The following is a 24547-nucleotide window of genomic DNA, read 5'->3' as shown; positions in this document are numbered from 1 at the left end:
TATTCGTCGTCCTCGGCCGCCCCGGAGTCACCGGCCGCCCGAGGGCCCTCAGCGCAGCGAGATCTCGGCGTTGTCGATGAAGCGGTGACCGCCGACCGTGGCGGCGATGAGCGCGAACGCGCGCCCGCGGTGCCCGTCGTCGACCGGCAGGAACGTCTCGGGATCGACGACGCTCAGGTACTCCAGCGTGATGCGCTGCTCGCCCATCAACGCCGACTGCGCAGCGGCGATGCAGGCATCGACCCCCAGATCGGCGTTCGAGGCCGCCGCCTCGAGGGCTCGCGGAAGGGCCGCGGCGGCGCGGCGATCGGCATCGTCGAGCAGCGCGACGCGGCTCGACACGGGCAGCCCGTCGTCGGTGCGCACCGTCGGAACCGTCGCGACGTCGATGCCGAAGTCGAGGTCTCGCACCATGCGGCGCACGAGGAAGATGCGCTGCCGATCGCGCTCCCCGTAGACGGCAACGTCGGGTCGAACGAGGTGGAAGAGCTTCGCCTCGACGGTCAGCACCCCGTCGAAGTAGAAGGGGCGCACACGCCCCTCGTAGCGGAGACCCACATCGCCCGCCGAGACGCGGGTCGTCGCCGTTCCCGCCGGGAGGAACTCCGCCGCCGACGGCGCGAAGACGACGTCGACGCCCAGCTCACCGAGCACGCGCGCGTCGGACTCGGGCGACCGGGGATAGGCCCCGGTGTCGTCGGCGGAGCGGAAGCGCAGCGGGTTGACGAAGGTCGACACCACCACGACGTCCGCTCGTTCGCGCGCCTCGCGGATGAGGTCGACGTGGCCGTCGTGCAGAGCGCCGAGGGTGGACACGAGGGCGACGCGCGGGCCGGCGTCCGATCGATCTGCGCCTCGGATCTCGCCGAGTCGGGTGCGCAGATCCTCGAGGGAGCGGATCATCCGTCGATCGTAGCGGTGCCGTCGAGGTCGTCACGGCGCCCGCCCTCGACGAGCGCCTGGTCGACACTCGAACGCACGAGGGCCGAGAGGTATGCGCCGGGGTTGTCGATACCGATGCGCTCGAGCAGCGCCGACGACTGCCGGACGATCGAACGAGAGAACTCCGTGGCCGTCGCGATGGCTTCGGCGTACGTCGCCCGGTCGTCCTCGGCGACCACGAGAGGCTCGCACCCCAGCTCGACCGCGAGAGCCTGGGCGATGGGGAGGACAGGGGCCGGTGCGGTCACGGCGGCATACGACTGGGCCAATTGGCGCAGGTCGATCGACGACACCCCTGTGAAGGCCATCGCGGGGTGGATGGCGAGCGGGATGGCGCCGCTCCTCGCGGCGGGATCCAGGACGCGCGATCCGTACGCGGCGTCGGTGTGCAGCACCAGCTGGCCGGGCTGCCACGCTCCGACCTCGGCGAGGCCCGAGACGAGACCCGGGAGCTGGTCGTGCGGAACCGCGACGACCACGAGCTCGCTGCGTCGAGCGACCTCGTCGGCCGTCAGGACCGGCAGGCCCGGCAGGATCGCCTCCACGCGATCGTCGTCCGAGCCGGAGGTGATCCCGGTCAGGGCGTGGCCCGCACCGGCGAGCGCCGCCGCGACGACCGGGCCGACACGTCCCGCGCCGATCACCCCGACGCCGAGGCGCCCGTCGCGACCGGCGCTCATCCGGCCCACCGGTGCGTGCGGTCGATCGCCGCCGCATCGACGCCGGCTCGCGCGGTCCGCTCGAACAGCCCGAGGGCGTCGTCGCGGCCGAGGACGCCGATCGAGGTCTGGACGGTGCCCGCGATCACGTGGGCCACCAGGGTCGCCGTCCCCGTCGCGCGTGCCAACGGGCCCTGATGCAGGCCGATCGACTGCAAGCGGGCGAGCGGAACCACGCTCAAGGACCGCCACACCCACCCGCGGCGCAAAAGCAGGGCGTCCGAGGTCAGAAGCGCGCCGTTCCGCCGCCACGACAGCGGGCGGAGCCACCGGGCGCTCTTCGGGGTCGTCACGTAGGGGTCGTTCTCCACCGGACCCAGGATGCCGTCGCGGAACACGAGTGTCCATTCGTCGCTCGACAGGTCGGGGACGAGGATCCGCAGGACGCGCTCGACATCGGCTCGTGTCCCGATCGGCAGCACCGCGGCCAACTGATCGTTGCTCGTGTCGGTGGAGGACCGCCCCGAGAGTCGGTTCACGGAGACGGTCCACCATCCGAACGGACGCCACATCAGAGGCTGGCGCACCTCGATCGCGTGCACGCGACCCGGCGGCACCACCTCCGACACCGTCGTGAACAAGCCGAAGGTCACGCGCACCCCGTCGGCCGTCGGGGCGATCGAGTACCGCAGTCCCTGGGCGATCGAGCGCACGTAGTACGCGCCGAAGGCGAGGAACATCGGGACCACGGTGAACAGCAGCCACAGTGTCGACAGCGACGCCGCGACGACGATCCCCACGACCAGAGCGACGAGGACGAGGCTCGATCCGCTCAGGACACGGGATGCCACGAGCCGACCGATCGGGATGCGCACGATGCTCTCCGGCTCGGCGTCGGAGAAGTCCTCCCCGTCGACGATGCCCTGCAGCCCCGACCCCACGGCCTCCGCCGCCTGCCGGGCGAGCGAGGCGCGGGCGCCCGGTTCGGTCCGCCCCTCGGCGAGACGCCGGCCCGAGGCGAGACGGAGGATGTCGCCGCGGATGGCCTCGGCGTCCTTCCCCGACAGGTACTCGAGTTTGACGTTGGCATCCAGTCCCGCTCCGACCACCTCGAGCTTCGCGAGCCCCAGCAGGCGGGCGATCATCGGACGAGTCAGGTTGACGCCCTGGACCCGGTCGAGGGGAGCACGACGATGAGTGCGGAACAGCACGCCCGAACGCACCTCGACGTCGTCATCGCTGATGCGCAGGGTGTGGAAACGCCAGGACAGGCGGAAGAGGACCAGCAGCACGATGAGGACGACGAGGGTCGCTCCCCCCGCCACGAGGATCAGGTTGTTCGCGAAGAGGAAGTCGACCGGGTCGGGCGGGAGCTCCCCCGGGGGGATCTCGGTGAAGACCGGGAAGACCCACTCGACGAGACGCTCCCGCAGGTTCGCGACGATCACGCCGATGATCACGAGGAGGGTCAGTCCGCCGCGCAGGAGCGGCGTCAGGGGGTGCAGGCGATGCCACTCGCCGTCGCTGTAGGGCGAACGGACGACCGCTCGCTGCGGCCGGGGCTGCGGGTCGAGGGGCGGTCCCGCCGCGTGCGGGTCGGTCACAGCCCTGTCCGACGGGTCTCGGCGACGGCCACGAGCGTGTCGCGCAGGTGTTCGGCCGCCTCCTGCGTCAATCCCGGGATGGTCACTCCGGTGGAGGCCGCGGCGGTCACGAGCTTGAGCTGGGCGATGCCGAAGCCCCGGTCGAGGGGGCCGTGGGTGATGTCCACGAGCTGCATCCGGCCGTAGGGAACCGCCACGACCCGCTGCCACAGGATGCCCCGGCGGAACACGAGGTCATCGCGACGCAACTGGTACCCGAAGGACCGCGCTTGCCGCGGGGTGATGAAGAGGCCGACGGCGGTGATCAGCAGGATGATCCCGGCCGGGATCCACTGCCACTGCACGCCCGTGATGATCTGGGCGATCACGGCGGCCGCGAGCACGAGCACGAAGACCGCCCCCTGCGAAATCAGCTGCACGCGGACGTACGCGCGGGCGAGCTGATGCCAGGTGCCGTCGCCGAGGGGGAGCCGACGTGACGAGCGCGGTTCAAGGATGCGGTCGTAGGTGGCGTCGTCGAGCACCGTCCGGTCGGCGTCGTCGACGTTGCGGGCCTCAGATTCCGACGGGTCCTGCGGGGGTGTTCCCTGGGGCGTCGTCATCGTCGTCCTTCCGGAGGGTGCAGAGCTGCTCGGCCACGAGTCCCGCGACGACGAGGACGACCGCGCAGACGAGCGTCGCGATGATCGATCCCATCGAGCCTACCGAGGGCACCACCGGCCGGCTCAACAGGAAGGCGAGCAGTCCGCCCGCGAACCCCGCCGCAGCGGCCCCGAGGATCGACGACGCTCTCGCCAGCATCGCGATGCGCACAGCACGGAACGGATCGATCCGTCGCGGGCTCCGCCCGCGCGTCGCCCGGTAGATCGGGATGGCGAGCGCCACCACCACGGCCCCCAGCAGAGCGAGGATCGTCGGCAGACTCGCCGCGGGCGCGAACGTCGGTCGGCCCATCGCGGTGAGGACGGTGTCCAGGAGGAACCCGATCACCAGGCCCGCGACGACGGCGATCGTGAGGATGCCCGCGCCCGTGCGCCTCACGAGAGTCCTCCCCGCAGCGCGACGAGCAGGTCGGCCACGCGGCCCACCCCGGGGATCACGGCATCCGGATCCATGTCGAGCCACGGCGCCAAGACGAACTCCCGCTCGTGCGCGCGGGGGTGCGGGACGACGAGGTCGTCGCGATCGATGCGCTCGTCGCCGTAGGCGATCAGGTCGAGATCGAGGGTGCGGTCACCCCACCGTTCCCGGCGCACGCGCCCGTGTCGGGCTTCGATGCGGTGGAGCGAGGCGAGCAGCTCCCCCGGCGCCAGGCGCGTCTCGAGAACAGCGACGGCGTTCAGATAGCGCGGCGCTTCCTCGTCCTCACCCTGAAGCGTCACGGCCACCGTCTCGATCGGAGCGGACACCCGGACCCCGCTGGTGAGCGGGAGCCGCCGCAGTTCGTCGACCGCGGCGGCGAGGGTCTCGAAACGCTCGCCGAGGTTGGCTCCCAGGGCCACGACCGCGTGGACGGGCGTGGCGCGCGGAGCAGCGTCCATCCCGTGCGCCAGCCGCACGTTCACGGGCGCGACCTCGAGATGGTCACGGCGACATCGCCGAAGGGAACGGGGATGGGAGCCTGCGGCTTGTGCACGGTGATCGTCACCGCGTCCACGCGGCTGTCGGCGAGCACGGCGTCGGCCAGTCGCTGCGCGAGGGTCTCGAGCAGGTCGACCGCCTCGCCCTCGACGATCCGTACGAGGCGCTCGGCGAGTTCGCCGTAGTGCACGGTGTCGACCACGTCGTCGGTCTCGGCCGCGCGCCGCAGTGAGAGCGAGAGGGTCGCGTCGACCACGAATTCCTGCCCGTCGCGCTTCTCGTCGGGGTAGACCCCGTGGTGACCCACGGCACGCACCCCCGTCAGAGTGATCGTGTCGGCATCCATCAGGTCTCCCAAGCGCGGGCGACGGCGAGTGCGTCGCGGGTGGACGGTACGTCGTGCACGCGCACGGCCCACGCGCCGGCGCGGGCGGACAGGGCGCTCGTGACGGCCGTCGCCAGGTCACGGCGAGCCAGGTCGGCGTCTTCGCCGATCGCCTCCGCGAGGAACCTCTTGCGGCTCGTGCCCACGAGCACCCGGAGTCCGAGTGCCGAGATCTCGGGGAGCGCGCTCAACGTCTGCCAGTTCTGCGCTCCGCGCTTGCCGAAACCGATGCCCGGGTCGACGACGAGGCGCGACCGATCGATGCCCGCGGAGAGGGCGGACTCGACCCTTTCAGCGAGCTCGGCGGACACCTCGCGCCCCACGTCGACGTAGTCGGCGCGGGCGTACATCTCCGTCGACGGACCGCGCCAGTGCCCGAGGGCGATGTCGGCATCGGTCTCGGCGACGGCGGCGAGCATGTCGGGGTCGGCCAGCCCACCGGAGACGTCGTTCACGAGCCGTGCGCCCGCGCGGACGGCGGCGACCGCCGTGGCGGCGTTCATGGTGTCGATGCTCACGAAGGAGCCTTCGGATGCCAGGGCCTCGACGACCGGCAGCACGCGCTGCTGCTCGACGCGGGGCGCCACACGCTGGGCTCCGGGCCGGGTGGACTCGCCGCCGACGTCGAGGATCTCCGCCCCCTGGGCGCGGAGGTGGCGAGCGTGGGCGAGTGCGACGTCGGGGTCGAGGTACCGGCCGCCGTCGCTGAACGAATCGGGGGTGACGTTGACGATCCCCATGATGAGGGTCACGCGCGTGCTCCGATCAGCGCCACGAGCTCGGCACGCGCGACGGGGTCGCCGTAGACGCCGCGCGCGGCGATCGTCACGGTCGAGGCGTCGGGCTGTCGGCCCCCGCGCATGGTCACGCACTCGTGCACCGCATCGAGGACGACGAGCACGCCCCGCGCGTCCAGGGCCGAGGCGATGGTGTCGGCCACCTGTTCGCCGAGACGCTCCTGCACCTGCGGGCGGGCGGCGAGGATGTCGATCACCCGCGGCAGGGCGCCGAGTCCGACGACCTCCTCACCCGGGAGGTACGCCACGTGCGCCCGACCGCGGAAGGGGAGCAGGTGATGCTCGCACATCGACCGGAACGCGATGTCGCGCAGCATCACGGCACCCGAGGGGAGGGTGTCCGGCGCCGGGCCGCGCGACACCGAGATGGTGTGCTGCAGCGGGGCGCCGGCATCCTGATTCACTCCCCCGAAGAACTCGGCCCAGGAGTCTGCCACGCGCGTCGGGGTCTGGCGGAGCCCGGGGCGATCGGGGTCTTCCCCGATCGCCTCCAGGAGCTCGCGCACCAGGACGGCGACGCGTTCACGATCGACGGCCACGGCGCCTCAGGCGGTGGCCGGGCGCGTCTGTCCGCTCGGACGGGGCTGCGCCTTGGCGGCGGCCTGCGACTCCGCTTCGGTGGATGCCGCGATGCCGGCGGGCTGCTGACGACGCGGGACCTCGACGGGCGGCTGGGTCGACACGGGGCGGTCCCCCGACGACAGCCACTGCGGGCGCGGCGTCAGACGCTTGACGTCGGTGAAGATCTCGGCCAGCTCGTTGTGGTCGAGGGTCTCCTTCTCGAGCAGCGCCAGCGCGAGGCGGTCGAGCACCTCGCGGTTGTCGTTGATGACCTGGTAGGCCTCGTTGTGCGCCTGCTCGATGAGCGCGCGCACCTGGGCGTCGACGCGCTCGGCGATGCGCTCCGAGAAGTCACGGCCGTGGCCCATGTCGCGGCCCATGAAGACCTCGCCCGACGATCCGCCGAGCTTGACCGGACCGACCTCGTTGGTCATGCCGTACTCGGTGACCATCTTGCGGGCGATGCTCGTGGCCTTCTCGATGTCGTTCGAGGCGCCGGTGGTGGGGTCGTGGAAGACGATCTCTTCGGCGACGCGTCCGCCCATCGCGTACGTCAGCTGGTCCTGCAGCTCGTTGCGGGTGACGGAGTACTTGTCGTCGAGCGGGAGAACCATCGTGTAGCCGAGGGCCTTGCCGCGCGGGAGGATCGTGACCTTGGTGACGGGGTCGGTGTGGTTCATCGCCGCGGCAGCGAGGGCGTGGCCGCCCTCGTGGTACGCGGTGATGAGCTTCTCTTTGTCCTTCATCACGCGGGTGCGGCGCTGGGGGCCCGCGATCACGCGGTCGATGGCCTCGTCGAGGGCGCGGTTGTCGATGAGCTGGGCGTTCGAGCGCGCGGTCAGCAGAGCGGCCTCGTTGAGCACGTTCGCCAGGTCGGCACCGGTGAAGCCGGGCGTCTTGCGCGCGACGACCTCGAGGTCGACCGAGTCCGACAGCGGCTTGCCGCGCCCGTGCACCTCGAGAATGCGCTGGCGACCCTTGAGGTCGGGGGCGTCGACGCCGATCTGGCGGTCGAAGCGGCCCGGGCGCAGCAGGGCGGGGTCGAGGATGTCGGGACGGTTGGTCGCCGCGATCACGATCACGTTGACCTTGGGGTCGAAGCCGTCCATCTCGACGAGCATCTGGTTCAGCGTCTGCTCGCGCTCGTCGTGACCGCCGCCCATGCCGGCGCCGCGGTGGCGTCCGACGGCGTCGATCTCGTCGATGAAGATGATGGCCGGGGAGCTCTCTTTGGCCTGGTTGAACAGGTCGCGCACGCGGCTCGCACCGACACCCACGAACATCTCGACGAAGTCCGAACCCGAGATGGAGTAGAACGGAACACCGGCCTCGCCGGCGACAGCGCGGGCGAGCAGGGTCTTACCGGTTCCGGGAGGGCCGTACAGCAGCACGCCCTTCGGGATGCGGGCGCCGACCTCTTCAAACTTCTTCGGGTCCTTGAGGAATTCCTTGATCTCGTCGAGCTCTTCGATCGCCTCGTCGGAGCCCGCGACGTCCTGGAACGTGACGGTGGGCGTCTCTTTGGTCACGAGCTTGGCGCGCGACTTGCCGAACTGCATGACCTTGCTGCCGCCGCCCTGGGCGCTCGAGAGCAGCCACCAGAAGAGCAGGCCGAGCAGCACGAGCGGGAGCAGGAGTCCGAGAAGACCGTCGAACCAGCTGGGCTTGGGCACGACGTCGTTGAAGCCGTCGGAGGGGTTCGCGGAGTCGATCGCGGTGGCCACCTCGTTCGCACGGGCCTGGCTGAAGTAGAACTGCACGTCGTTGGCACCCTCGAAGGGCTGCGACAGCTTCAGGTCCACGCGCTGATCGGGGTCGTTGGTGACCACCTGCGTCACGGTGCCGCCCTTGAGCAGGTCGAGACCCTCTTTGGTGGAGACCTGGCGGGCACCGCTCAGGTTCGTGATGAGGGAGAAACCGATGACGAGAAGCAGACCGACCAGCAGAACGTAGATGATCGGATTTCGCGTGATCTTCTTGAAATTCATGGTGGGCGAGCCCAGCCCTTTCGTGATCCTCCGCAGAAATGCGGTCGCATCAGGCTAACGCCCACGGACTATGCCGGGCCTGTGCGTTCGTCATGGGCGTACAAGGCTCCGGATGCCACCGGCCCCTCCGCCGTGGAGACGGCGTGTCGTCAGGAGTAGACGTGGGGTGCGAGCACCGCGACGTCGCGCAGGTTGCGGTAGCGCTCTGCGTAGTCGAGGCCGTATCCGATGACGAAGTCGTTGGGGATGTCGAAGCCCACGTAGCGGCAGTCGACCTCGACCTTCATCGCGTCGGGCTTGCGCAGCAGCGCGAGCACCTCGACCGACTCCGCTCCGCGCGAGGCGAAGTTCTCGAGCAACCAGCTGAGGGTCAGGCCGGAGTCGATGATGTCCTCGACGATCAGCACGTGCTTTCCGGTGATGTCGGTGTCGAGGTCTTTGCGGATCTGCACGACGCCGCTCGAGCGGGTCGACGCGCCGTAGGACGAAACGGCCATCCAGTCCATCGACACGTGCATCGGCAAGTGCCGGGCGAAATCGGCCATGACCATGACCGCGCCCTTCAGCACGCCCACGAGGACGACGTCGCGTCCCTCGTAGTCGGCGGCCACCCGCGTCGCCAGTTCGGCGAGCTTTTCGTGGATCTGCTCCTCGGTGAGGAGGACTTCGCTGATGTCGTCGGAGATGTCGGCCGCGCGCATTCGGAAAGTCTACGTCGGCGGATCAGGATGCCGTACGCGCGACGACCTCGATCCGGGCGCCGACGCGTCGGGCGAGGCACCCGGGCAGGTCGATGGGCCCCTGACCCGTCCAGTCGGTCGCCAGACGGGCGACCTCGAGGGTCTGGGTGCGCGAGAGCGAGACGCCGAACTCGCTGTCGACGACATAGCGGATGATCCGGTTGCGCAGAGCGGCGGGGTTCGCGGCGAGGGCGGCGACCGAGATCGAGATCCCCGCCTCAGCGTGCTCGACGATGTCTTCGATCGTCTCGTCGATCATGTCCTGGAAGGCGTCGGCGTCTTCGCGCAGCTGCTCGGCGGTGCGCGCGAGCGCCTCGGCGACGCCCGGTCCGAGCTCGGCCTCGAGCACCGGCAGCACGCGATCGCGTACCCGCACGCGCGCGAACCCCGGGTCGGCGTTGTGGGGGTCGGTCCAGGGGTCGAGCCCCGCGGCCGCGCACGCCGCGACCGTGGTGCGCCGGCGAACCGTCAGCAGGGGGCGCACCCACACCGGGCCCGTGGCATCCCTCCGCTGCGCGGGCATGCCCGCCAGGCTGAGCGCGCCGGAGCCGCGCGCGAGCCCGAGGAGGACGGTCTCGGCCTGGTCGTCGAGGGTGTGTCCGAGCAGGACGAGCTCGGCGCCGAGGTCGGCCGCCGCTTCGGCCAAGCCGGCGTATCGAGCCGCACGCGCCGCGGCCTCGGGCCCGTCGACCGAGCCCACCTCGACCCGCACGACCCGCGCCTCGAGACCGAGACCACGCGCCGCGTTCGCGGCGGCCTCCGCGATGGCATCCGATCCCGCTTGCAGGCCGTGGTCAATCACGATCGCGACGGCACGGATGCCGGCACGCGGCGCCTCGAAAGCGGTCGCCGCCGCCAGCGCCAGCGAATCCGGGCCGCCCGAGAGGGCGATGACGACGGGGCCACCGGCCCGCGGGAGCGCGGCGCGGACGGCGCGGCGCACCTCGGCGACGGAGGGGTCCAGGCCGGGGCGGTGATCCATGCCTCCACGCTATCGCCGGGCCGCGACGCCGCCGCCTGCGCGCCCCCGGACACGACGCAGGAGTTTCCCGCGGCGACGCCTCGCCGCTGCGCCTCGTCACCGCCCGCCGACCGCGAACTCCTGCCGTGTGGCTCCGCGTGGGCGTCACGCGCCCGCCGGACTAGGCTGGGCCGCGGAAATCCACAGATCTAAGGAGCACGAGTATGGGCGCTTTCGACGCCGTCATCGAGATCCCCCGCGGAAGCCGCGTGAAGTACGAAGTCGACCACGGCACCGGCCGTGTCTACCTCGACCGCATCCTCTACACGGTGTTCGGCTACCCCGCCAACTACGGCTTCTTCGAGAACACCCTCGGCGAAGACGGCGACCCGCTCGACGTGCTCGTGCTGCTCGACCGCGACCTGCACCCCGGCATCCTCGCCAAGGTGCGCCCGGTCGGCGTGCTCAAGATGAGCGACGAGGCCGGCGGCGACGACAAGGTCGTGGCCGTGCTCGCGAAGGACCCGCGTTGGGACCACATCCAGGACGTCGGCGACATCGACGAGTGGACCAAGAAGGAGATCTCGCACTTCTTCGAGCACTACAAGGACCTCGAGCCCAACAAGTGGGTCAAGGTCGACGAGTGGGCGGATGCCGCTGAGGCCGAGCGTCTCGTGGCCGAGGCCTTCACGCGTTTCGACGAGCACGACGCTCAGACCAAGACGCAGGGATCCGGCGAGGCGCCGAACACCCTCTGATCTTCTGCAGACGAGAAAACCCCCGGTCCATCGACCGGGGGTTTTCTCGTGGGCTCGGTCAGACCGAGACGCCGCGGGCGCGCAACCAGGGCGCGGGGTCGGTGGTGCCGCCTCCGGGAGGGTAGACCTCGAAGTGCAGGTGGCAGCCGAAGGAGTTGCCGGTCTGACCGGTCGCGGCGATCTGCTGACCGGCCGAGACGCGCTGACCGTACGAGACGTAGATGCCGCCGTTGACGATGTGGCCGTAGCCCGTTCCCGAGCCGTCGTCGTGCTGGATGCGGATGTAGTTTCCGAAACCACCGTTGACACCGGCGTAGGTCACTCGACCCGAGGCCGCGGCGTAGATGGGCGACCAGCAGCTGGCGCCGAAGTCCAGTCCGAGGTGCCACGTGCTGGCGCAGTAGCTGGAGTTGCACTGGCCGGAGCGGGGGCCGTAGCCCGACGACGTGTAGGCCGACGAGGGACGAGCCCAGCCGGATCCGCCGACGCTTCCGCCGCCACCGCCACCGCCACCTCCGCCACCGCCGCCTCCGCCGCCACCACCGCTGTTCTGGTTGTTGCGGGCTTCCTGCTCACGGCGGGCACGCTCGGCCGCGTCACGGGCTGCGGCCTCTTCGCGGGCCTTGCGCTCGCGCTCTTCGCGTGCCTTGCGCTCGGCTTCGACGCCGGCCTGGTAATCAGCCACGGTCTTGGCGGTCGTGTCCTGGAGGGCGGCGAGCTGCGCCTCGAGCACGGCCTGGTTGGCCTGCTGCGCGGCGAGGGCCTCCTGGGCCGCCTGGGCCGCCTGCTGAGCGGCGGCCATCTTCTCTTCGGCGATCTTCTGCAGACGGTCGCGCTCGGCCCGGGCGTCGTTGGCCTGGTTGCTGAGGTTCTTCGCGTTGTCGCGCGCCGAGACGGCCGCGGCGTACACCGACTTGTTCCGCTCGAGCAGCTTGTCCATCGTGCCGAGCTTGGCGAGCAGGTCGTCCGCGGATGCGGCCGAGCCCGAGAAGAAGAGGTCGAGCGAGGTGTCGTCGCCGCCGGAGCGGTACAGCTGCGCGGCGACCTTCCCGGCCTTGCTGGCGGCATCCGTCGCCTTCGCCGCTTCGGCATCGGCCTGCTGCTGAATCAGCTGGGCCCGGTAGTCGGCATCCTGGAAGGCCTGCTGTGCGGCGTAGTACTCGTCGGAGCGGGCCTGAACCTCGGCCTGCGTGCGGGCGACCTCGGACTGCAAGCCCTGGATCAGCCCCTGGATGCGCGAGATCTCGCCGGCCTTCGCTGTTTCGTTGGCCTTGGCCGCCTGCACGTCATCCCACGAGGGGTAGTCGGCGGCGACGGCGGGAGAGGCGAAGCCGGACGTCGCGGCGCCGAAGGCACCCAGAGCGACAGCGCCGAGGGCGCCGTACTTCAGCGCACTGCGCCGGTCGAAGGTGGGCCACAAACGCCGCTGTTCGCTCGCCGTGGGGGCGCAGCCGCAGTCGTCAGTCTTATCAGGGGGCACGAGCGTCACGGGACTACCTCATCTCACCGGGTCGCAACTCGGCTAACAGTAGCAACACGAGTCACACGCACAACAGGGCGAGTTCCCGCTGCCGCGGCCCATCCTGCGCCCTCGACACGCGCGGGAGCCGCACGCCACGCCCCGAATTGGCAATCTCCGAAGATGTGAAGTAGGCTCGGTCGTCGGCAAGCGAGGATGAAATCGCAAGGTTTCAGGCTCATCCGGCCCCATCGTTTAGCGGCCTAGGACGCCGCCCTTTCACGGCGGTAGCACGGGTTCGAATCCCGTTGGGGTCACTTTCCGGTGAAGTACAATTGAAAATGCATGGCCCTGTAGCGCAGTTGGTTAGCGTGCCGCCCTGTCACGGCGGAGGTCGCGGGTTCAAGTCCCGTCAGGGTCGCTCCACAGCGACGGGCCTTCTTTCGAGGAGGCCTTTCGTCTAGGAAGCGGCAGACATGCCGCTCGGCTCTGTAGCTCAGTTGGTAGAGCGCACGACTGAAAATCGTGAGGTCACGGGATCGACGCCCGTCGGAGCCACACGGATGATCATTACAGTCATCCCAGAAACCCTCGCCTAGCTTCTACATGGCGGGGGTTTTGCTTTGCCCGGATGCCGCTCTGCGTCGGCCTCCCTCACTCGCTTCCGCCTCGCGAGCCGGCGTCTCATGCCGCCCCGAGAACAGGGCACGCGTCGAGAGCAGGCCGTTCTCCGCGATGACGCCCTGTTCCCTTGGCATCCCGTGCTCTCGTGACGGCCCCGCTCCCCGCAACCGGCCCCGGCGCCGCACCCGCGGCGTGCCGCGCCGCGCCGCCCGCATAGCGTCCCCACAGCCGCGAGTGGTTCCGGACGCCGTCAGACAGCGCTACTATTTGTTGACTTTTAGCAAACACCTGGCGCTCGACTGAGCTTTCCCGAGCCGTCCGCCAGGCCTTCTCACGAAGAGGCCCCGATGTCAGACATCACCACTCGAACCAGGCGCGCCCACACTCCGCCCCCCGCCACGGGCGGCACGAACACCGTCATGACCCACCGCATGATCATGTTCGTGATCTTCGGCCTCATGGCCGGCATGTTCCTCTCCGCCCTCGACCAGACCGTGGTCGGCACCTCGATCCGCACGATCGGCGACGACCTGCAGGGCCTGAGTCTTCAGGCCTGGGTCACGACGGCCTACCTGATCGTGTCGACCATCTCGACGCCGATCTACGGCAAGCTCTCCGACATCTTCGGTCGGCGCCCGCTGTTCCTCATCGCCATCCTCATCTTCATCATCGGATCGGTGCTCGCGAGCTTCTCGACCTCGATGGTCGAGCTCGCCGCCTTCCGCGCCATCCAGGGCCTCGGCGCCGGTGGACTGATGTCGATGCCGCTGGCGATCATGGGTGACATCCTCGCCCCGCGCGAACGCGCGAAATACCAGGGCTACTTCCTCGCCGTCTTCGGCATCTCCAGCGTCATCGGCCCGCTCGTGGGCGGCCTGTTCGCCGGAGCCAGCCAGATCCTCTTCATCACCGGATGGCGCTGGGTCTTCCTCATCAACGTGCCGATCGGCATCGTCGCGCTCGCGATCGTCTGGCGCTTCCTCCACATCCCCAAGCAGCCGCGGCACTCGGTGCGCATCGACTGGTGGGGCGCCACGACGGTCATCGTCGCGCTCGTCCCGCTTCTCCTCGTGGCCGAGCAGGGTCGCGAGTGGGGCTGGGGCTCGCCGATCGCGATCGCCTGCTACGTCATCGGCGCGCTCGGCATCCTGGCCTTCGTCATCGCCGAGACCGCGATGAAGGACGACGCGCTCATCCCGCTGAAGCTCTTCCGCTCGCCGACGTTCTCGATGGCGACCATCATCGGCGTGCTCGTCGGCTTCGGCATGTTCGGAGCGATGCTGACCCTGCCGCTGTACCTGCAGCTCGTGCTCGGCTCCTCGCCGACGCAGAGCGGGTTCGAGATGCTGCCGATGATCCTCGGCCTGATGATCGCCTCGATCGCGAGCGGTCAGATCATCGCGCGCACCGGTCGCTACCGCATGTTCCCGATCCTGGGCACGGCGCTGATGTCGGTCGGCTTCTTCCTGCTGACGTTCCTGAAGTACGACAGCCCCTACTGGCACGTCGCGATCGCGATGCTCGTCATCGGCCTCGGCCTCGGCCAGCTGATGCAGACGCTGACCATCGCCAGCCAGAACTCGGTGGGCCTGCGCGACATGGGCGTGGCCACGAGCGGATCGACGTTCTTCCGCCAGATCGGTGGAACGCTCGGCACCGCGGTGCTGCTGTCGCTGCTGTTCACGCTCATGCCGACGAACATCATCGGTTCCTTCGCCGACCGCGCGACGCTCACCGATGCTCTCGACGCGGCCCTCGACCCCACCGTGGCCTCGGCCCCCGCGAACGAGAAGATCATGTCGGGCATTTACACCCCGATCGTGTCGAAGATCGTCGAGGGGACCACGACGCAGCTGCAGGCCGGGGTGAAGCAGGCTCAGGATGCCGCGACCCAGGCCGTCACGGAGCAGGTCGCGGCAGGTCGCATCCCGGCGTCGGCGCAGGCCGCCGCCACGCAGACGGCCGTCGCCCAGGCCATCACCGCGGCCACGACGCAGATCCAGCAGCAGGTGCCGGTCGCGCGCGTCTCGTCCGACGGCACGGTCAGCCTGGACTTCTCGGATGCCGCGCAGCGTGCGGCCTTCGTGGACACCGCGGCCACGACGATCGAGGACCAGTTCACCGCGGGTGACGAGAACACCTCGATCGGCGGTTCGACGCTCGACGACACCTCGTTCCTCGTGGGAGCCGACGCGCGACTGACCAAGCCGTTCCTCGTCGGCTTCAACTCCTCGGCGACGACGGTGTACTGGACCGCGATGGGCGTCGTGCTGCTGGCCTTCGTGCTGTCGCTGTTCTTCCGCACCCCGCCGCTGCGGTCGAAGTCGGCCCTGCAGGAGGCCGCCGACGAGCGCCGCGGCAAGGACAAAGAGGACGAGCGCGCCGAGGAGGCCGCCGCCCAGACCGGCGCGTTGATCGCTCCCTGAGCGGCAATCACTCCGAAGAAGAAGGGCGGGGTCGTCGTGAGACGCCCCGCCCTTCTCGCGCCCGCCACGGGACGAGGTGACCTCACACGGTCTCGCGGGCCCGCAGGTCCTTGCGCAGGATCTTCCCCGAGGTCGACTTGGGGATGACGTCGATGAACTCGACGCGGCGCACCTTCTTGTGCGGGGCCACCTCGCCGGCGACGAAGGCCATCACGTCGTCGGCGCTCAGACCGGCCTCGGGGGCGGCCACCACGAACGCCTTCGGGATCTCCTCGCCGTCGTCGCCGCGAACGCCGATGACGGCGGCATCCTGGATCTTCGGGTGCGACAGCAGCAGGGCCTCGAGCTCTGCCGGGGCGATCTGGTACCCGTGGTATTTGATGAGCTCCTTGAGCCGGTCGACGATCGTGAAGTACCCGTCGACGTGGTGGACGCCGATGTCTCCGGTGTGCAGGAAGCCGTCGGCATCCAGTGTCTCGGCGGTGGCGTCCGGACGGTTGAGGTAACCGAGCATGACGTTGGGGCCGCGCACCCAGATCTCTCCGGGTGCCGTGAGGCCGTCGTCGCCGTGCTCCTCGAGGTCGGCTCCGGTCTCCGGATCGACGAGCCGCCCCTCGCAGTTCGGGATGAGCACGCCCACCGAGCTGACCGGCATGTCGGTACCCGCCGGGATGGCATGCGACACCGGGCTCAACTCGCTCATGCCGTAGCCCTGATAGAAACGCGCGCCGATGCGCCGCCCGGCGGTCTCGGCGGTCTCGCCGTCGAGCGGAGCCGCTCCCGAGAAGACGCTGTGCACGCTCGAGAGGTCGAACTGGTCGACGGCGGGGTGTTTGGCCAGGGCGACGGCGATCGGCGGGGCGATGAAGAGGAACGTGCACCGGTGATCCTGCACGGTGCGCAGGAACTCCATCAGGTCGAACCTCGGCATGGTGACGAGCGTCGCGCGCTGGCGCAGCGCGAGGTTCAACAGCACCGTCATCCCGTAGATGTGGAAGAAGGGCAGCACGGCGAGCACCCGATCGTCGCGGGCGATCTCGATGACGGCCCGGCACTGGTGCACGTTCGCGACGAGGTTGCGGTGCGAGAGCATGACGCCCTTGGGGACCCCGGTGGTGCCGGACGAGTACGGCAGCACCGCGATGTGGGTCGCGGGGTCGAAGCTCACCTCGGGCGGGGTGCGGCCCTCGCCCACCAGCGAGCGCAGATCGGGGTGCCCCTCCGCGCCGTCGAGCACGATGACGCGCTCGTCCGGGATGCCGACGGCGCGCGCGGCCTGATGCGCCTGCGGCAGCAACGGCGACACGGTCACGAGCCAGGTGGCCGCGGCATCCCTCAGCTGTTTCTCGATCTCGTTCGCCGTGTACAGGGAGTTGATCGTGGTGATGATCGACCCCGCACGCAGGATGCCGTGGAACACCGTCGCGAACGCGGGGACGTTCGGGCACAGCATCGCGACGACGGTCTCGGTGTCGGCACCACGGGCGGCCAGGGCGCCGGCGAACGCGTCGACCTGGGCGCGGAGGGCGCGGTAGGTGGTCTCGGCACCCCCGGCGGGGTCCACCAGCGCGACGCGATCGAGATCGGACTCCTCGAGCGATGCGAAGAGATAGTCGTAGATGCTCTGGTCCGGGATCTCGATGCTCGGGTACGGGCTCTGGAACACGGTTCTCTCCCTCGAAAACTGCCGCGGCGACGGTGCCGTTCGCTCATCCTGGCATCCGTGGGACGCGGTGTCATCCCGGACGGGACCGGCTCTCGGCGCCCGCTCAGGTGAAGCCAAGCACCACGCCCCCGACGGCCCCGACGATGACGACCGCCCACGCCGGAACGCGGAACGCGGTGAGCAACACGAATCCGACCACCGCGAGCAGAAACGATCCCGCACCGGTGACGGCGGTCGTGAAGACGGGAGCGTAGAGAGCGGCACCGAGGATGCCGACCACGGCCGCGTTGGCCCCGCGCATCGCGGCGCGCACGCGGGGCTTGGACCGCACCGCATCCCAGAACGGCAGGACGCCGGTGAGCACGAGGAAGCCCGGCACGAAGATCGCGGCGAGCGCGAGGGCCGCGCCCGCGATCCCCCCGGGACCGACGGAGGACACCGCACCGAGATAGGCGGAGAACGTGAAGAGCGGGCCGGGCACCGCCTGGGCGGCGCCGTACCCCGAAAGGAACGCCTCGGGCGAGACCCACCCGGTCTCGACCACCCCCGCCTGCAGCAGGGGCAGCACCACGTGGCCGCCGCCGAATACCAGGGCACCCGAACGGAAGAACGCGTCGATCAGGGCGGCCACCCCCGACCCGGTAGCCGCCGCGAGCACGGGAAGGCCCACCAGCCCGCCCACGAAGAGGACGAGACAGGTCACGGCGACGACGCGGGGCACGCCGAAAGACGGCAGCGCCGGCGCAGAGGGCTCGACGACACCGCGCAGGAGCGCGAGCCCACCGAGCACCCCGACGGCGAGAGCCCCCAGCTGCCCCGGAGCCCCCGGAAGGAGCAGCGCGAGGGCGAGGCCGACGACGGCGATACCCGCCCGCGCGGCGTCGGGCGCGAGCGTGCGGGTCATCCCCCACACGGCCTGGGCGACGATCGCCACCGCCACGACCTGCAGACCCGAGATCACGCCGGCGGCGACGGGGCCGCCGAGCACGGCGGCTCCCCCGGCGAACGCGACGAGAAGGACGGCGGAGGGAAGGGTGAAAGCGAGGAATGCGGCGAGCGCGCCGAACACTCCGGCCCGCTGGAGCCCCATCGCGAAGCCCACCTGGCTCGAGGCCGGACCGGGGAGGAACTGGCAGAGCGCCACGAGATCGGCGTACGCCCGGTCGTCCATCCACTTGCGGCGAACGACGAGGTCGTCGCGGAAGTACCCGAGGTGCGCGACGGGCCCACCGAACGAGGTGAGGCCGAGACGAAGGAAGGCGAGGAACACCTCGCGGACGGAACCGGACCGCTGCACCGACCCATCCTGGCGCAGCGGGGGAAACGACGGGTGAATCGTCACACCAGACGAGGACGGAGCAGCGCGTCCACCAGCGCCAGGGTGACGCCGGTCACGCGCTGATCATCGGCGACGTCGGCCCCCGCCACCGCGTCGCGGAAACGTTCGACCTCTCCGACCATCGGGTTGGCCGGAGCGTCCACCTCGATGACCTCGGCCGGCCCCGAGCGCGGAGTCAGCACCAACCGGCGAGGAGCGTCGATCGCGTCGATCGAGAGCGACGCGTCCTCCCCCTGGATCTCGCTGGGCAGGGCGCTATCGGTGATCTTCGACCAGGCGACGTCGGCGACGAACCCGTCGTATGCGGCGATCGCGCTCCCGAGCCCGTCCGTCCCCGAGGCGATCCCGACGCGCACGCCGTCGATCGAGCGGGGCGCGCCGAAGAGCCGCACGAGCGCGTGGAGCGGGTACACCCCCAGGTCGCGCAGGGCGCTCCCACCCAGCGCCGGATCGAAGATGTTCGTCTGCTCGCCCGCGAGTACGTGGTCGTACCGCGCCGAGCGCTTCTCGTATCGCAGCGAGACGCGGCGTACCACGCCTAACCGCGGCAGCAGCGCGCGGACCGCGTCGAGTCCCGGGTCGTACCCCGAGCGCATCGCCTCGAGCAGGACGACGCCGCGCTCGCGAGCGTGCGACACCGCGGCATCCCACTCCTCCGCCGACAGCACCGCGGGCTTCTCGACGAGCACCGGGATGCCGGCATCCACCGCCTCGCGCACCTGCTCCGCGTGCACCGCGTTGGGGCTGGCGAGATAGACGGCGTCGACGTCGGGGGCCGCGAGGAGGTCCGCGAGGCCAACCGCGGTGCGTGGCGCCCCGATCGCGTCGGCGAAGGCCCGGGCGCGCTCGGCGTCTCGAGACGCCACCCGCGAGACCTCGACGCCCGCGACGACGGCGACGGCGTCCGCGAAGCGTTCGGAGATGGAACTGGTCCCGACGATGCCGATGCGAATCATGCCCTCATCCTCCCGCGAACGCCGCGCCGCACGGTCCCCTCGTTCACGGGTGTGGCTTTTCACGTCGATAGGATCGCGCCGAATCACCCGTCCGAAGCCCGAGGCACCATGAACACCACCCGAGCCGAGCATCGTCGCCGCGCCCGCCGTACCCGTCGGCGCCGCACGATCAGCGCCGTCATCGCCGTCGCCCTGATCGGCGCGGGCGTCGTCGCGATCGCCCTGACCCGCGCCCCAGAGGCTCCCCTCGTCGCCGACGACACCTCCGTGAGCGCCACACCCGCAGAGACGCCGACCCCGACGGCGACGCCCCTGACGCCCGCGCAAGCGCTGCTCGCCGGCTCGACCGACCCGCACGCCTGCGCCGTCTCGTTCGCCGGGGACGGCATCGCCCTCGATCCGCAGCTGCAGACGCAGGGCGCTCGTTACCAGAACCTGCCCATCCCGCGCGCCGACGGCCGCGTCTTCGCCGGGTGGTACGACGACGCGACCGCGGCCTCGGCGATGACGCAGACCGCGCGCCTGAACGGCGCCGACCTCGTCGCCTGCACCGACCGGCAGCGGACGCTCCACGCCGGGTGGACGACCCCCGAGGCGAACGCAGCCGAGGCCGCCGGCATCCCCATCCTCATGTACCACCAGTTCACGCGGAACCCGAACGGCGAAGACAACTGGCTGCGGCTGAACTACACCTACGTCGGCGACTTCGACGCGCAGATGGCCCACATCCAGCAGTCCGCCTTCTACCTGCCCACCTGGGACGAGCTGAGCGCGTTCATCGACGGCACGCTCTTCCTGCCGAAGCACTCCGTGGTCATCACCGACGACGACGCCGACAGCACCTGGCTCGAGATGGCCGCCCCGATCGTCGGCGACCGGAAGCTCCTGACCACCTCGTTCGTCATCACCTCGGCACGTACGGAAGGCACACCCAACCCCTTCGTCTTGCAACGGTCGCACACCCACGACATGCACCGCGCCGGAGCGAACGGCAAGGGGCGCATGGTCAACGAGGACGCCGACACGATCGCCGCCGATCTGGAACGGTCGGCGCAGATCCTCGGAGCGAAAGAGGTCGTCGCCTACCCCTTCGGGCACTACAACGACACGACGAAGGAGGGACTGCGTCGCGCCGGCTTCGAGCTGGGTCGCACGATCGAACACGGATACGTGCGCATCGGAACCGATAAACTCGCCCTGCCCGTCATCCGCATGAATTACGGAATGACGGCCGACGATCTCAAGAAGGAGATCGGCTGACCCTCCCCCTGCCGGAGAGAATCGGCGGGAACACCCGCTCACGAGCAGTCGCTCATGGCCCACCGAGGTGGGCATCCGTGATCTCTCAGGTAAGTACGCCAGACTTTCAGACCGGGCACGCGCCGACCGCTCTGCGCTGTTCACTTCTGTCTTACCGAGAAAACGCGAGCTTCTATGGACCTTTCCGTCATCGTTCCGACCTTCAACGAAGGTCCGAACGTCGCCGAGCTCGTCCGACGGACGACACACGCGCTGCTCGGTCGTACGGTCGAAGTGATCTTCGTCGACGACTCCACCGACGACACCCCTGACATCATCCGGGCCGTCGCCGCGGCATCCGAGATCCCCGTCCGCCTCATCCACCGCGACAACCCGGTGGGCGGTCTCGGCGGCGCCGTGGTCGAGGGCATCCGTGCCGCGGAGTCCGACCGCTGCGTCGTCATGGACGGCGATCTGCAGCACCCGCCCGAGGTCATCGCCGACATGCTCGCGCGCGCCGAGGTCGGCGACGCCGACGTCGTCGTCGCCTCGCGTTACGTCGCCGGCGGTACCTCCGACGGTCTCGCCAATGCGGTGCGCACCACCGTGTCGCGCGCGTCGACGCTGCTGACCAAGGCGATGTTCCCCAAGAAGCTCAACAACTGCACCGACCCGATGACGGGCTTCTTCCTCGTCGACCGCCGCACGCTCGAGATCGAGACCCTGCAGCCGCGCGGCTTCAAGATCCTGCTCGAGATCCTCGCGCGCAAGCAGATGCGCGTGGCCGAGGTGCCGTTCTCGTTCGCCCCCCGCTTCGCCGGTGAGTCCAAGGCGACCTTCAGCCAGGGCATGCGCTTCCTCACCCAGCTGACCATGCTCCGCTTCGGACGCATGTCGGCGTTTGCCCTCGTCGGCGGGCTGGGAGCCGTGGCCAACCTCGCGATCATGTGGGCCCTGCAGGCCTTCGGCGTTCAGTACCTCGTCGCCGCGGTCATCGCCAGCATCGTCACGATCGTCGCGAACTTCATCGCGCTCGAGTACCTCGTGTTCGCCGACATGCGCGCCGAGTCCGGCCTCATGCGGCATCGCTTCATCAAGTCGTTCACGTTCAACGGCGTCGAGGCCATCGTGCGCATTCCGGTGATCTGGGTTCTCGTGAGCCAGGCCCACATGCCCAGCGTCATCGCCGCGGCCCTCACGCTCATCGCCGCCTTCGTGGTGCGCTTCGTCTTCCACGCCCTCGTGGTCTACGCGCCCAAGAAGAGCCGTGTCGGCAAGGCCGTCCGTGCGATCGAGCCCCTCGAGGACGAAGTCACCGCCTGACCCCCGGCGCTCACCGTCGCGCTGCGGCGTACGCTGGAGGCATGTCCTCCGACGCAACCATCCGTATGTTCGGCGCCGACTGGTGCCGCGATTGCATCCGCACCAAGAAGCAGCTCGACGAGCTCGGCATCGACTACGAGTACATCGACCTCGTGGCCGACCCCGCCGCGGCCGACGTCGCCAAAGAGATCTCCGGGCGCACCAGCATCCCGGTGGTCGTCTACCCCGACTCCAGCCACCACGTCGAGCCGTCGAACGCCGACGTTGAGAGCAAGCTCCGCGAGCTGTCGCTGATCTGATCGCGACGGCGTGATCCTCTCCGCCGCGTGGCCCGTGCGGCGCGCGCTCACCGCTGAAACGGGAAGCGCGCTGCCCGCGCTCGTCGATCACCACGTGCACCTGCACCTGATCGATCCCGCGGCCCTCGGGCGTCGAGGGATCGCCGCCGTCGTCGACCTCGGCGGTGATCCCTTCGCCCTCGCGCGGCGGCCGTCCGGCCTGCCGCGGACCGCGTTCGCCGGGGCCTTCCTCACCGTCCCCGGCGGGTACCCCGACGGTCGCTCGTGGGCTCCGCCGTCGATCGTCCGGTTCGTCACCGATCCTTCGCGTCATCCGGGAGTCGAGGGCGGAGCCCGCACCGCGGTGGATGAGCAGGCGGATGCCGGAGCGTCACTCATCAAGGTCGCGCTCCACGCCGACGCCGGTCCGGTGCTGTCCGACGCCGCCCTCGCCGCCGTGGTCGCCTCGGCGTCCGAGCGGGGCCTCCCCGTCGTCGCCCACGCCCAAGGCCCCGGTCAGGTCGACCGGGCGATCGATGCGGGCGTCGCCGCCCTCGCTCACGCCCCCTTCGACGCCGCCGTCTCTCGACGCCAGGTGGCGCGCGCCGTCGCCGCGGGCCAAGCGTGGATCTCGACGCTCGACATCCACCGCGGGGCCGATCGCGAGCGCGCGATCTCGAATCTCCGCGCGTTCGCCGCGCGCGGCGGCCGCGTGCTCTACGGCACGGACCTCGGCAACGGCTCGTTGCCCGTGGGCGTCAATCGGCGCGAGCTGCTCGCCCTGACCGAGGCGGGCGTGCGCGGCGACGCTCTCGTGACCGCCCTCACCGACCCCTGGCCCCGCGCCCGGCCCCTCGACGCCGTCTCGACCTTCGTCGCCGGCGCCGCCCCCACCGACGACGACGAGGTCGCGAGCTGGCTCAGCCGGGCGACCGTCGTTCCGACCGAGGAGCTCACCCGTGTCGACTGACCCCTCCCCCGACTTCGGCTCCGTGGACCGGCTCGAGGCCCCGGCCCACTCCTTCGCCGCCGAGGCGCGGCGCCTCGACGAGGCCGATCCCCTCGCGCACCACCGCGACGCCTTCGTCGGCAGCGAGACGTCGCTGATCTACTTCGACGGCAACTCGCTCGGGCGGCCTCCCCGCGCCACCGCCGATCGGCTCGCACGCTTCGTCACCGACGAGTGGGGTGGACGTCTCATCCGCGGGTGGGACGAGACGTGGATGGAACTGCCCTTCGTGATCGGCGACCGGATCGGTGCCCTGGCGCTGGGCGCGGCATCCGGTCAGACGGTGATCGGCGACTCGACCACCGTCTTGCTCTACAAGATGCTGCGCGCCGCCCTCGACGCCCAGACGGCACGCGATCCCGAACGCGTCGAGATCGTCGTCGGGCGTGACGACTTCCCCACCGACCGTTACCTCGTCGAGGGGATCGCGGCAGAACGGGGAGCGCGCGTGGTCTGGGTCGAGGTCGACACCGCACGCGGAGTGGATGCCGACTCCCTCCGCGCCGCGGTCGGACCGCGCACCGCAGTGGTGCTCTTGAGCCACGTCTCGTACCGGTCGGGCTTCCTCGCCGACGGACCCGAGCTGACCGCGATCGCGCACCGAGCCGGAGCGCTCGTGCTATGGGACCTGTGCCACTCGGCCGGGTCCGTGCCGGTCGAGCTCGACGCGTGGAACGCCGACCTCGCGGTCGGCTGCACCTACAAGTACCTCAACGGCGGGCCCGGCTCCCCCGCGTTCGCGTACGTCGCGTCTCGTCATCACGCGACCCTGACCCAGCCGGTCCAGGGATGGATGGGGGCCGCCGACGTCTTCTCGATGGGGCCGCAGTACCGCCCCGCCGAGGGTATGCGCCGCTTCCTCTCCGGCACACCCCCGGTGCTGGCCATGGTCGCCATGCAGGACACCCTCGACCTTCTCGACGTTGCCGGCATCGAGGCGGTGCGGGCGAAATCGATCGCTCTCACCGAGTTCGCGGTGCGGGTGGCCGACGGCATCCTGAGTCCGCTCGGCGTGCGGCTCGCCTCTCCGCGCGACCCGGCGGAACGCGGCGGACACGTGACGCTCTCGCACCCCGCGATGAGGGCGGTGACGGCCCGCCTGTGGAGCGACGACGTCATCCCCGACTACCGCGACCCGCACGGGCTGCGCATCGGACTCTCGCCCCTGTCGACGAGCTTCGCCGAGACCCTGGCGGGACTGCAGGCCGTGGCCGCCGCCGTGCGCGCGGAGAGCTGAGGACCCGGCGGCATC

23 protein-coding genes and 3 tRNA genes are annotated in these 24547 nt (G+C 70.2%); 10 read left to right on the top strand and 16 right to left on the bottom strand.

Annotated features, from left to right (window positions below; genetic code table 11):
• Positions 1-48 precede the first annotated feature (48 nt).
• The 12 genes from panC to tilS form a co-directional block, all read right to left on the bottom strand.
• Positions 49-903, bottom strand: coding sequence for a pantoate--beta-alanine ligase (gene panC, locus ASE56_RS05405; protein ID WP_056225979.1), 855 nt, complete (start codon positions 901-903; stop codon positions 49-51).
• Positions 900-1622, bottom strand: coding sequence for a DUF2520 domain-containing protein (locus ASE56_RS05400; RefSeq protein WP_056225974.1), 723 nt, complete (start codon positions 1620-1622; stop codon positions 900-902). The genes panC and ASE56_RS05400 overlap by 4 nt, the downstream gene beginning before the upstream one ends.
• Entirely contained in the window at positions 1619-3205 is a 1587-nt protein-coding gene (locus ASE56_RS05395; RefSeq protein ID WP_056225970.1) for a PH domain-containing protein, read from the bottom strand. Before ASE56_RS05395 ends, ASE56_RS05400 begins: the two co-directional genes overlap by 4 nt.
• Positions 3202-3807, bottom strand: a complete 606-nt coding sequence (locus ASE56_RS05390; RefSeq protein WP_081349806.1) for a PH domain-containing protein — start codon at positions 3805-3807, stop codon at positions 3202-3204. Before ASE56_RS05390 ends, ASE56_RS05395 begins: the two co-directional genes overlap by 4 nt.
• The gene (locus ASE56_RS05385) at positions 3761-4246 is read right to left on the bottom strand and encodes a DUF3180 family protein (RefSeq protein WP_056225966.1); all 486 of its coding nucleotides are present in this window, start codon (positions 4244-4246) and stop codon (positions 3761-3763) included. The genes ASE56_RS05390 and ASE56_RS05385 overlap by 47 nt, the downstream gene beginning before the upstream one ends.
• Positions 4243-4770, bottom strand: coding sequence for a 2-amino-4-hydroxy-6-hydroxymethyldihydropteridine diphosphokinase (gene folK, locus ASE56_RS05380; RefSeq protein WP_056225963.1), 528 nt, complete (start codon positions 4768-4770; stop codon positions 4243-4245). Before folK ends, ASE56_RS05385 begins: the two co-directional genes overlap by 4 nt.
• Positions 4767-5132, bottom strand: coding sequence for a dihydroneopterin aldolase (folB, locus tag ASE56_RS05375; protein ID WP_056225960.1), 366 nt, complete (start codon positions 5130-5132; stop codon positions 4767-4769). The genes folK and folB overlap by 4 nt, the downstream gene beginning before the upstream one ends.
• The gene (gene folP, locus ASE56_RS05370) at positions 5132-5923 is read right to left on the bottom strand and encodes a dihydropteroate synthase (RefSeq protein WP_056225957.1); all 792 of its coding nucleotides are present in this window, start codon (positions 5921-5923) and stop codon (positions 5132-5134) included. The genes folB and folP overlap by 1 nt, the downstream gene beginning before the upstream one ends.
• Positions 5920-6507 carry a GTP cyclohydrolase I gene (gene folE / locus ASE56_RS05365; RefSeq protein WP_056225954.1) on the bottom strand — a complete coding sequence of 196 codons (588 nt, stop codon included), beginning with the start codon at positions 6505-6507 and terminating at the stop codon, positions 5920-5922. Before folE ends, folP begins: the two co-directional genes overlap by 4 nt.
• A 6-nt stretch (positions 6508-6513) precedes the next feature.
• Positions 6514-8517: an ATP-dependent zinc metalloprotease FtsH gene (gene ftsH, locus ASE56_RS05360; protein WP_056225950.1), complete on the bottom strand. Its 2004-nt coding sequence runs from the start codon at positions 8515-8517 to the stop codon at positions 6514-6516.
• 149 nt (positions 8518-8666) lie between these two features.
• Positions 8667-9218, bottom strand: a complete 552-nt coding sequence (gene hpt / locus ASE56_RS05355) for a hypoxanthine phosphoribosyltransferase (RefSeq protein WP_056225947.1) — start codon at positions 9216-9218, stop codon at positions 8667-8669.
• 22 nt (positions 9219-9240) lie between these two features.
• Positions 9241-10239: a tRNA lysidine(34) synthetase TilS gene (gene tilS, locus ASE56_RS05350; protein WP_056225944.1), complete on the bottom strand. Its 999-nt coding sequence runs from the start codon at positions 10237-10239 to the stop codon at positions 9241-9243.
• A 203-nt stretch (positions 10240-10442) separates the two neighbouring features.
• On the opposite strand from tilS, the gene ASE56_RS05345 reads away from it, so the two are divergent.
• A complete protein-coding gene (locus ASE56_RS05345; protein ID WP_056225941.1) occupies positions 10443-10976 on the top strand; it encodes an inorganic diphosphatase in 534 nt (177 codons plus the stop codon).
• A 58-nt stretch (positions 10977-11034) separates the two neighbouring features.
• Here the strand turns inward: ASE56_RS05345 and ASE56_RS05340 are convergent, their stop codons facing one another.
• Positions 11035-12465 (bottom strand): peptidoglycan DD-metalloendopeptidase family protein, encoded by a 1431-nt coding sequence (locus ASE56_RS05340; RefSeq protein WP_056225938.1) that lies wholly within the window; start codon positions 12463-12465, stop codon positions 11035-11037.
• 214 nt (positions 12466-12679) lie between these two features.
• On the opposite strand from ASE56_RS05340, the gene ASE56_RS05335 reads away from it, so the two are divergent.
• From ASE56_RS05335 to ASE56_RS05320, 4 genes are all read left to right on the top strand, one after another.
• A tRNA-Glu gene (locus ASE56_RS05335) sits at positions 12680-12752 on the top strand.
• Positions 12753-12782: 30 nt separating this feature from the next.
• Positions 12783-12856: transfer RNA gene (locus ASE56_RS05330), tRNA-Asp, on the top strand.
• Between the two features lie 64 nt (positions 12857-12920).
• A tRNA-Phe gene (locus tag ASE56_RS05325) sits at positions 12921-12993 on the top strand.
• A gap of 485 nt (positions 12994-13478) precedes the next feature.
• On the top strand, positions 13479-15485 hold the full coding sequence (locus tag ASE56_RS05320; protein ID WP_056228222.1) for an MDR family MFS transporter: 2007 nt from the start codon (positions 13479-13481) through the stop codon (positions 15483-15485).
• Positions 15486-15567: 82 nt separating this feature from the next.
• On the opposite strand, the gene ASE56_RS05315 is transcribed toward ASE56_RS05320, so the two are convergent.
• The 3 genes from ASE56_RS05315 to ASE56_RS05305 all read right to left on the bottom strand — a co-directional run bounded on the left by ASE56_RS05315 (position 15568) and on the right by ASE56_RS05305 (position 19446).
• Positions 15568-17151, bottom strand: coding sequence for an AMP-binding protein (locus ASE56_RS05315; RefSeq protein WP_056225934.1), 1584 nt, complete (start codon positions 17149-17151; stop codon positions 15568-15570).
• A gap of 103 nt (positions 17152-17254) precedes the next feature.
• Positions 17255-18448 carry a chromate efflux transporter gene (gene chrA / locus ASE56_RS05310; RefSeq protein ID WP_082450323.1) on the bottom strand — a complete coding sequence of 398 codons (1194 nt, stop codon included), beginning with the start codon at positions 18446-18448 and terminating at the stop codon, positions 17255-17257.
• A 41-nt stretch (positions 18449-18489) separates the two neighbouring features.
• Positions 18490-19446 carry a Gfo/Idh/MocA family protein gene (locus ASE56_RS05305; RefSeq protein ID WP_056225931.1) on the bottom strand — a complete coding sequence of 319 codons (957 nt, stop codon included), beginning with the start codon at positions 19444-19446 and terminating at the stop codon, positions 18490-18492.
• 108 nt (positions 19447-19554) lie between these two features.
• On the opposite strand from ASE56_RS05305, the gene ASE56_RS05300 reads away from it, so the two are divergent.
• From ASE56_RS05300 to ASE56_RS05280, 5 genes are all read left to right on the top strand, one after another.
• Positions 19555-20706, top strand: coding sequence for a polysaccharide deacetylase family protein (locus ASE56_RS05300; RefSeq protein WP_056225928.1), 1152 nt, complete (start codon positions 19555-19557; stop codon positions 20704-20706).
• A gap of 174 nt (positions 20707-20880) precedes the next feature.
• Positions 20881-22008, top strand: coding sequence for a glycosyltransferase family 2 protein (locus tag ASE56_RS05295; protein ID WP_056225925.1), 1128 nt, complete (start codon positions 20881-20883; stop codon positions 22006-22008).
• Between the two features lie 41 nt (positions 22009-22049).
• Positions 22050-22307 carry a glutaredoxin domain-containing protein gene (locus ASE56_RS05290; protein WP_056225922.1) on the top strand — a complete coding sequence of 86 codons (258 nt, stop codon included), beginning with the start codon at positions 22050-22052 and terminating at the stop codon, positions 22305-22307.
• Positions 22308-22317: 10 nt separating this feature from the next.
• The gene (locus ASE56_RS05285; RefSeq protein ID WP_056225918.1) at positions 22318-23256 is read left to right on the top strand and encodes a hypothetical protein; all 939 of its coding nucleotides are present in this window, start codon (positions 22318-22320) and stop codon (positions 23254-23256) included.
• Positions 23257-23278: 22 nt separating this feature from the next.
• Positions 23279-24532 (top strand): kynureninase, encoded by a 1254-nt coding sequence (locus ASE56_RS05280; protein WP_056228213.1) that lies wholly within the window; start codon positions 23279-23281, stop codon positions 24530-24532.
• Positions 24533-24547 lie beyond the last annotated feature (15 nt).

Source organism: Microbacterium sp. Leaf203, assembly GCF_001421275.1.
In the GTDB taxonomy this organism is placed as follows: domain Bacteria; phylum Actinomycetota; class Actinomycetes; order Actinomycetales; family Microbacteriaceae; genus Microbacterium; species Microbacterium testaceum_A.
The sequence above is the reverse complement of the archived record's forward strand: the minus strand, read 5'-3'. Positions and strand labels throughout refer to the sequence as shown.

What these genes read in the sequence shown, in the direction of transcription:
- ASE56_RS05295 (WP_056225925.1), top strand. Translation starts at nt 20,881, where the DNA reads ATGGACCTTTCCGTCATCGTTCCGACCTTCAACGAAGGTCCGAACGTC.
- ASE56_RS05290 (WP_056225922.1), top strand. Translation starts at nt 22,050, where the DNA reads ATGTCCTCCGACGCAACCATCCGTATGTTCGGCGCCGACTGGTGCCGC.
- ftsH (WP_056225950.1), bottom strand. Translation starts at nt 8,517, where the DNA reads ATGAATTTCAAGAAGATCACGCGAAATCCGATCATCTACGTTCTGCTG.
- ASE56_RS05390 (WP_081349806.1), bottom strand. Translation starts at nt 3,807, where the DNA reads ATGACGACGCCCCAGGGAACACCCCCGCAGGACCCGTCGGAATCTGAG.
- tilS (WP_056225944.1), bottom strand. Translation starts at nt 10,239, where the DNA reads ATGGATCACCGCCCCGGCCTGGACCCCTCCGTCGCCGAGGTGCGCCGC.
- ASE56_RS05345 (WP_056225941.1), top strand. Translation starts at nt 10,443, where the DNA reads ATGGGCGCTTTCGACGCCGTCATCGAGATCCCCCGCGGAAGCCGCGTG.
- folB (WP_056225960.1), bottom strand. Translation starts at nt 5,132, where the DNA reads ATGGATGCCGACACGATCACTCTGACGGGGGTGCGTGCCGTGGGTCAC.
- ASE56_RS05300 (WP_056225928.1), top strand. Translation starts at nt 19,555, where the DNA reads ATGAACACCACCCGAGCCGAGCATCGTCGCCGCGCCCGCCGTACCCGT.
- hpt (WP_056225947.1), bottom strand. Translation starts at nt 9,218, where the DNA reads ATGCGCGCGGCCGACATCTCCGACGACATCAGCGAAGTCCTCCTCACC.
- ASE56_RS05320 (WP_056228222.1), top strand. Translation starts at nt 13,479, where the DNA reads ATGACCCACCGCATGATCATGTTCGTGATCTTCGGCCTCATGGCCGGC.
- ASE56_RS05305 (WP_056225931.1), bottom strand. Translation starts at nt 19,446, where the DNA reads ATGATTCGCATCGGCATCGTCGGGACCAGTTCCATCTCCGAACGCTTC.
- ASE56_RS05400 (WP_056225974.1), bottom strand. Translation starts at nt 1,622, where the DNA reads ATGAGCGCCGGTCGCGACGGGCGCCTCGGCGTCGGGGTGATCGGCGCG.
- panC (WP_056225979.1), bottom strand. Translation starts at nt 903, where the DNA reads ATGATCCGCTCCCTCGAGGATCTGCGCACCCGACTCGGCGAGATCCGA.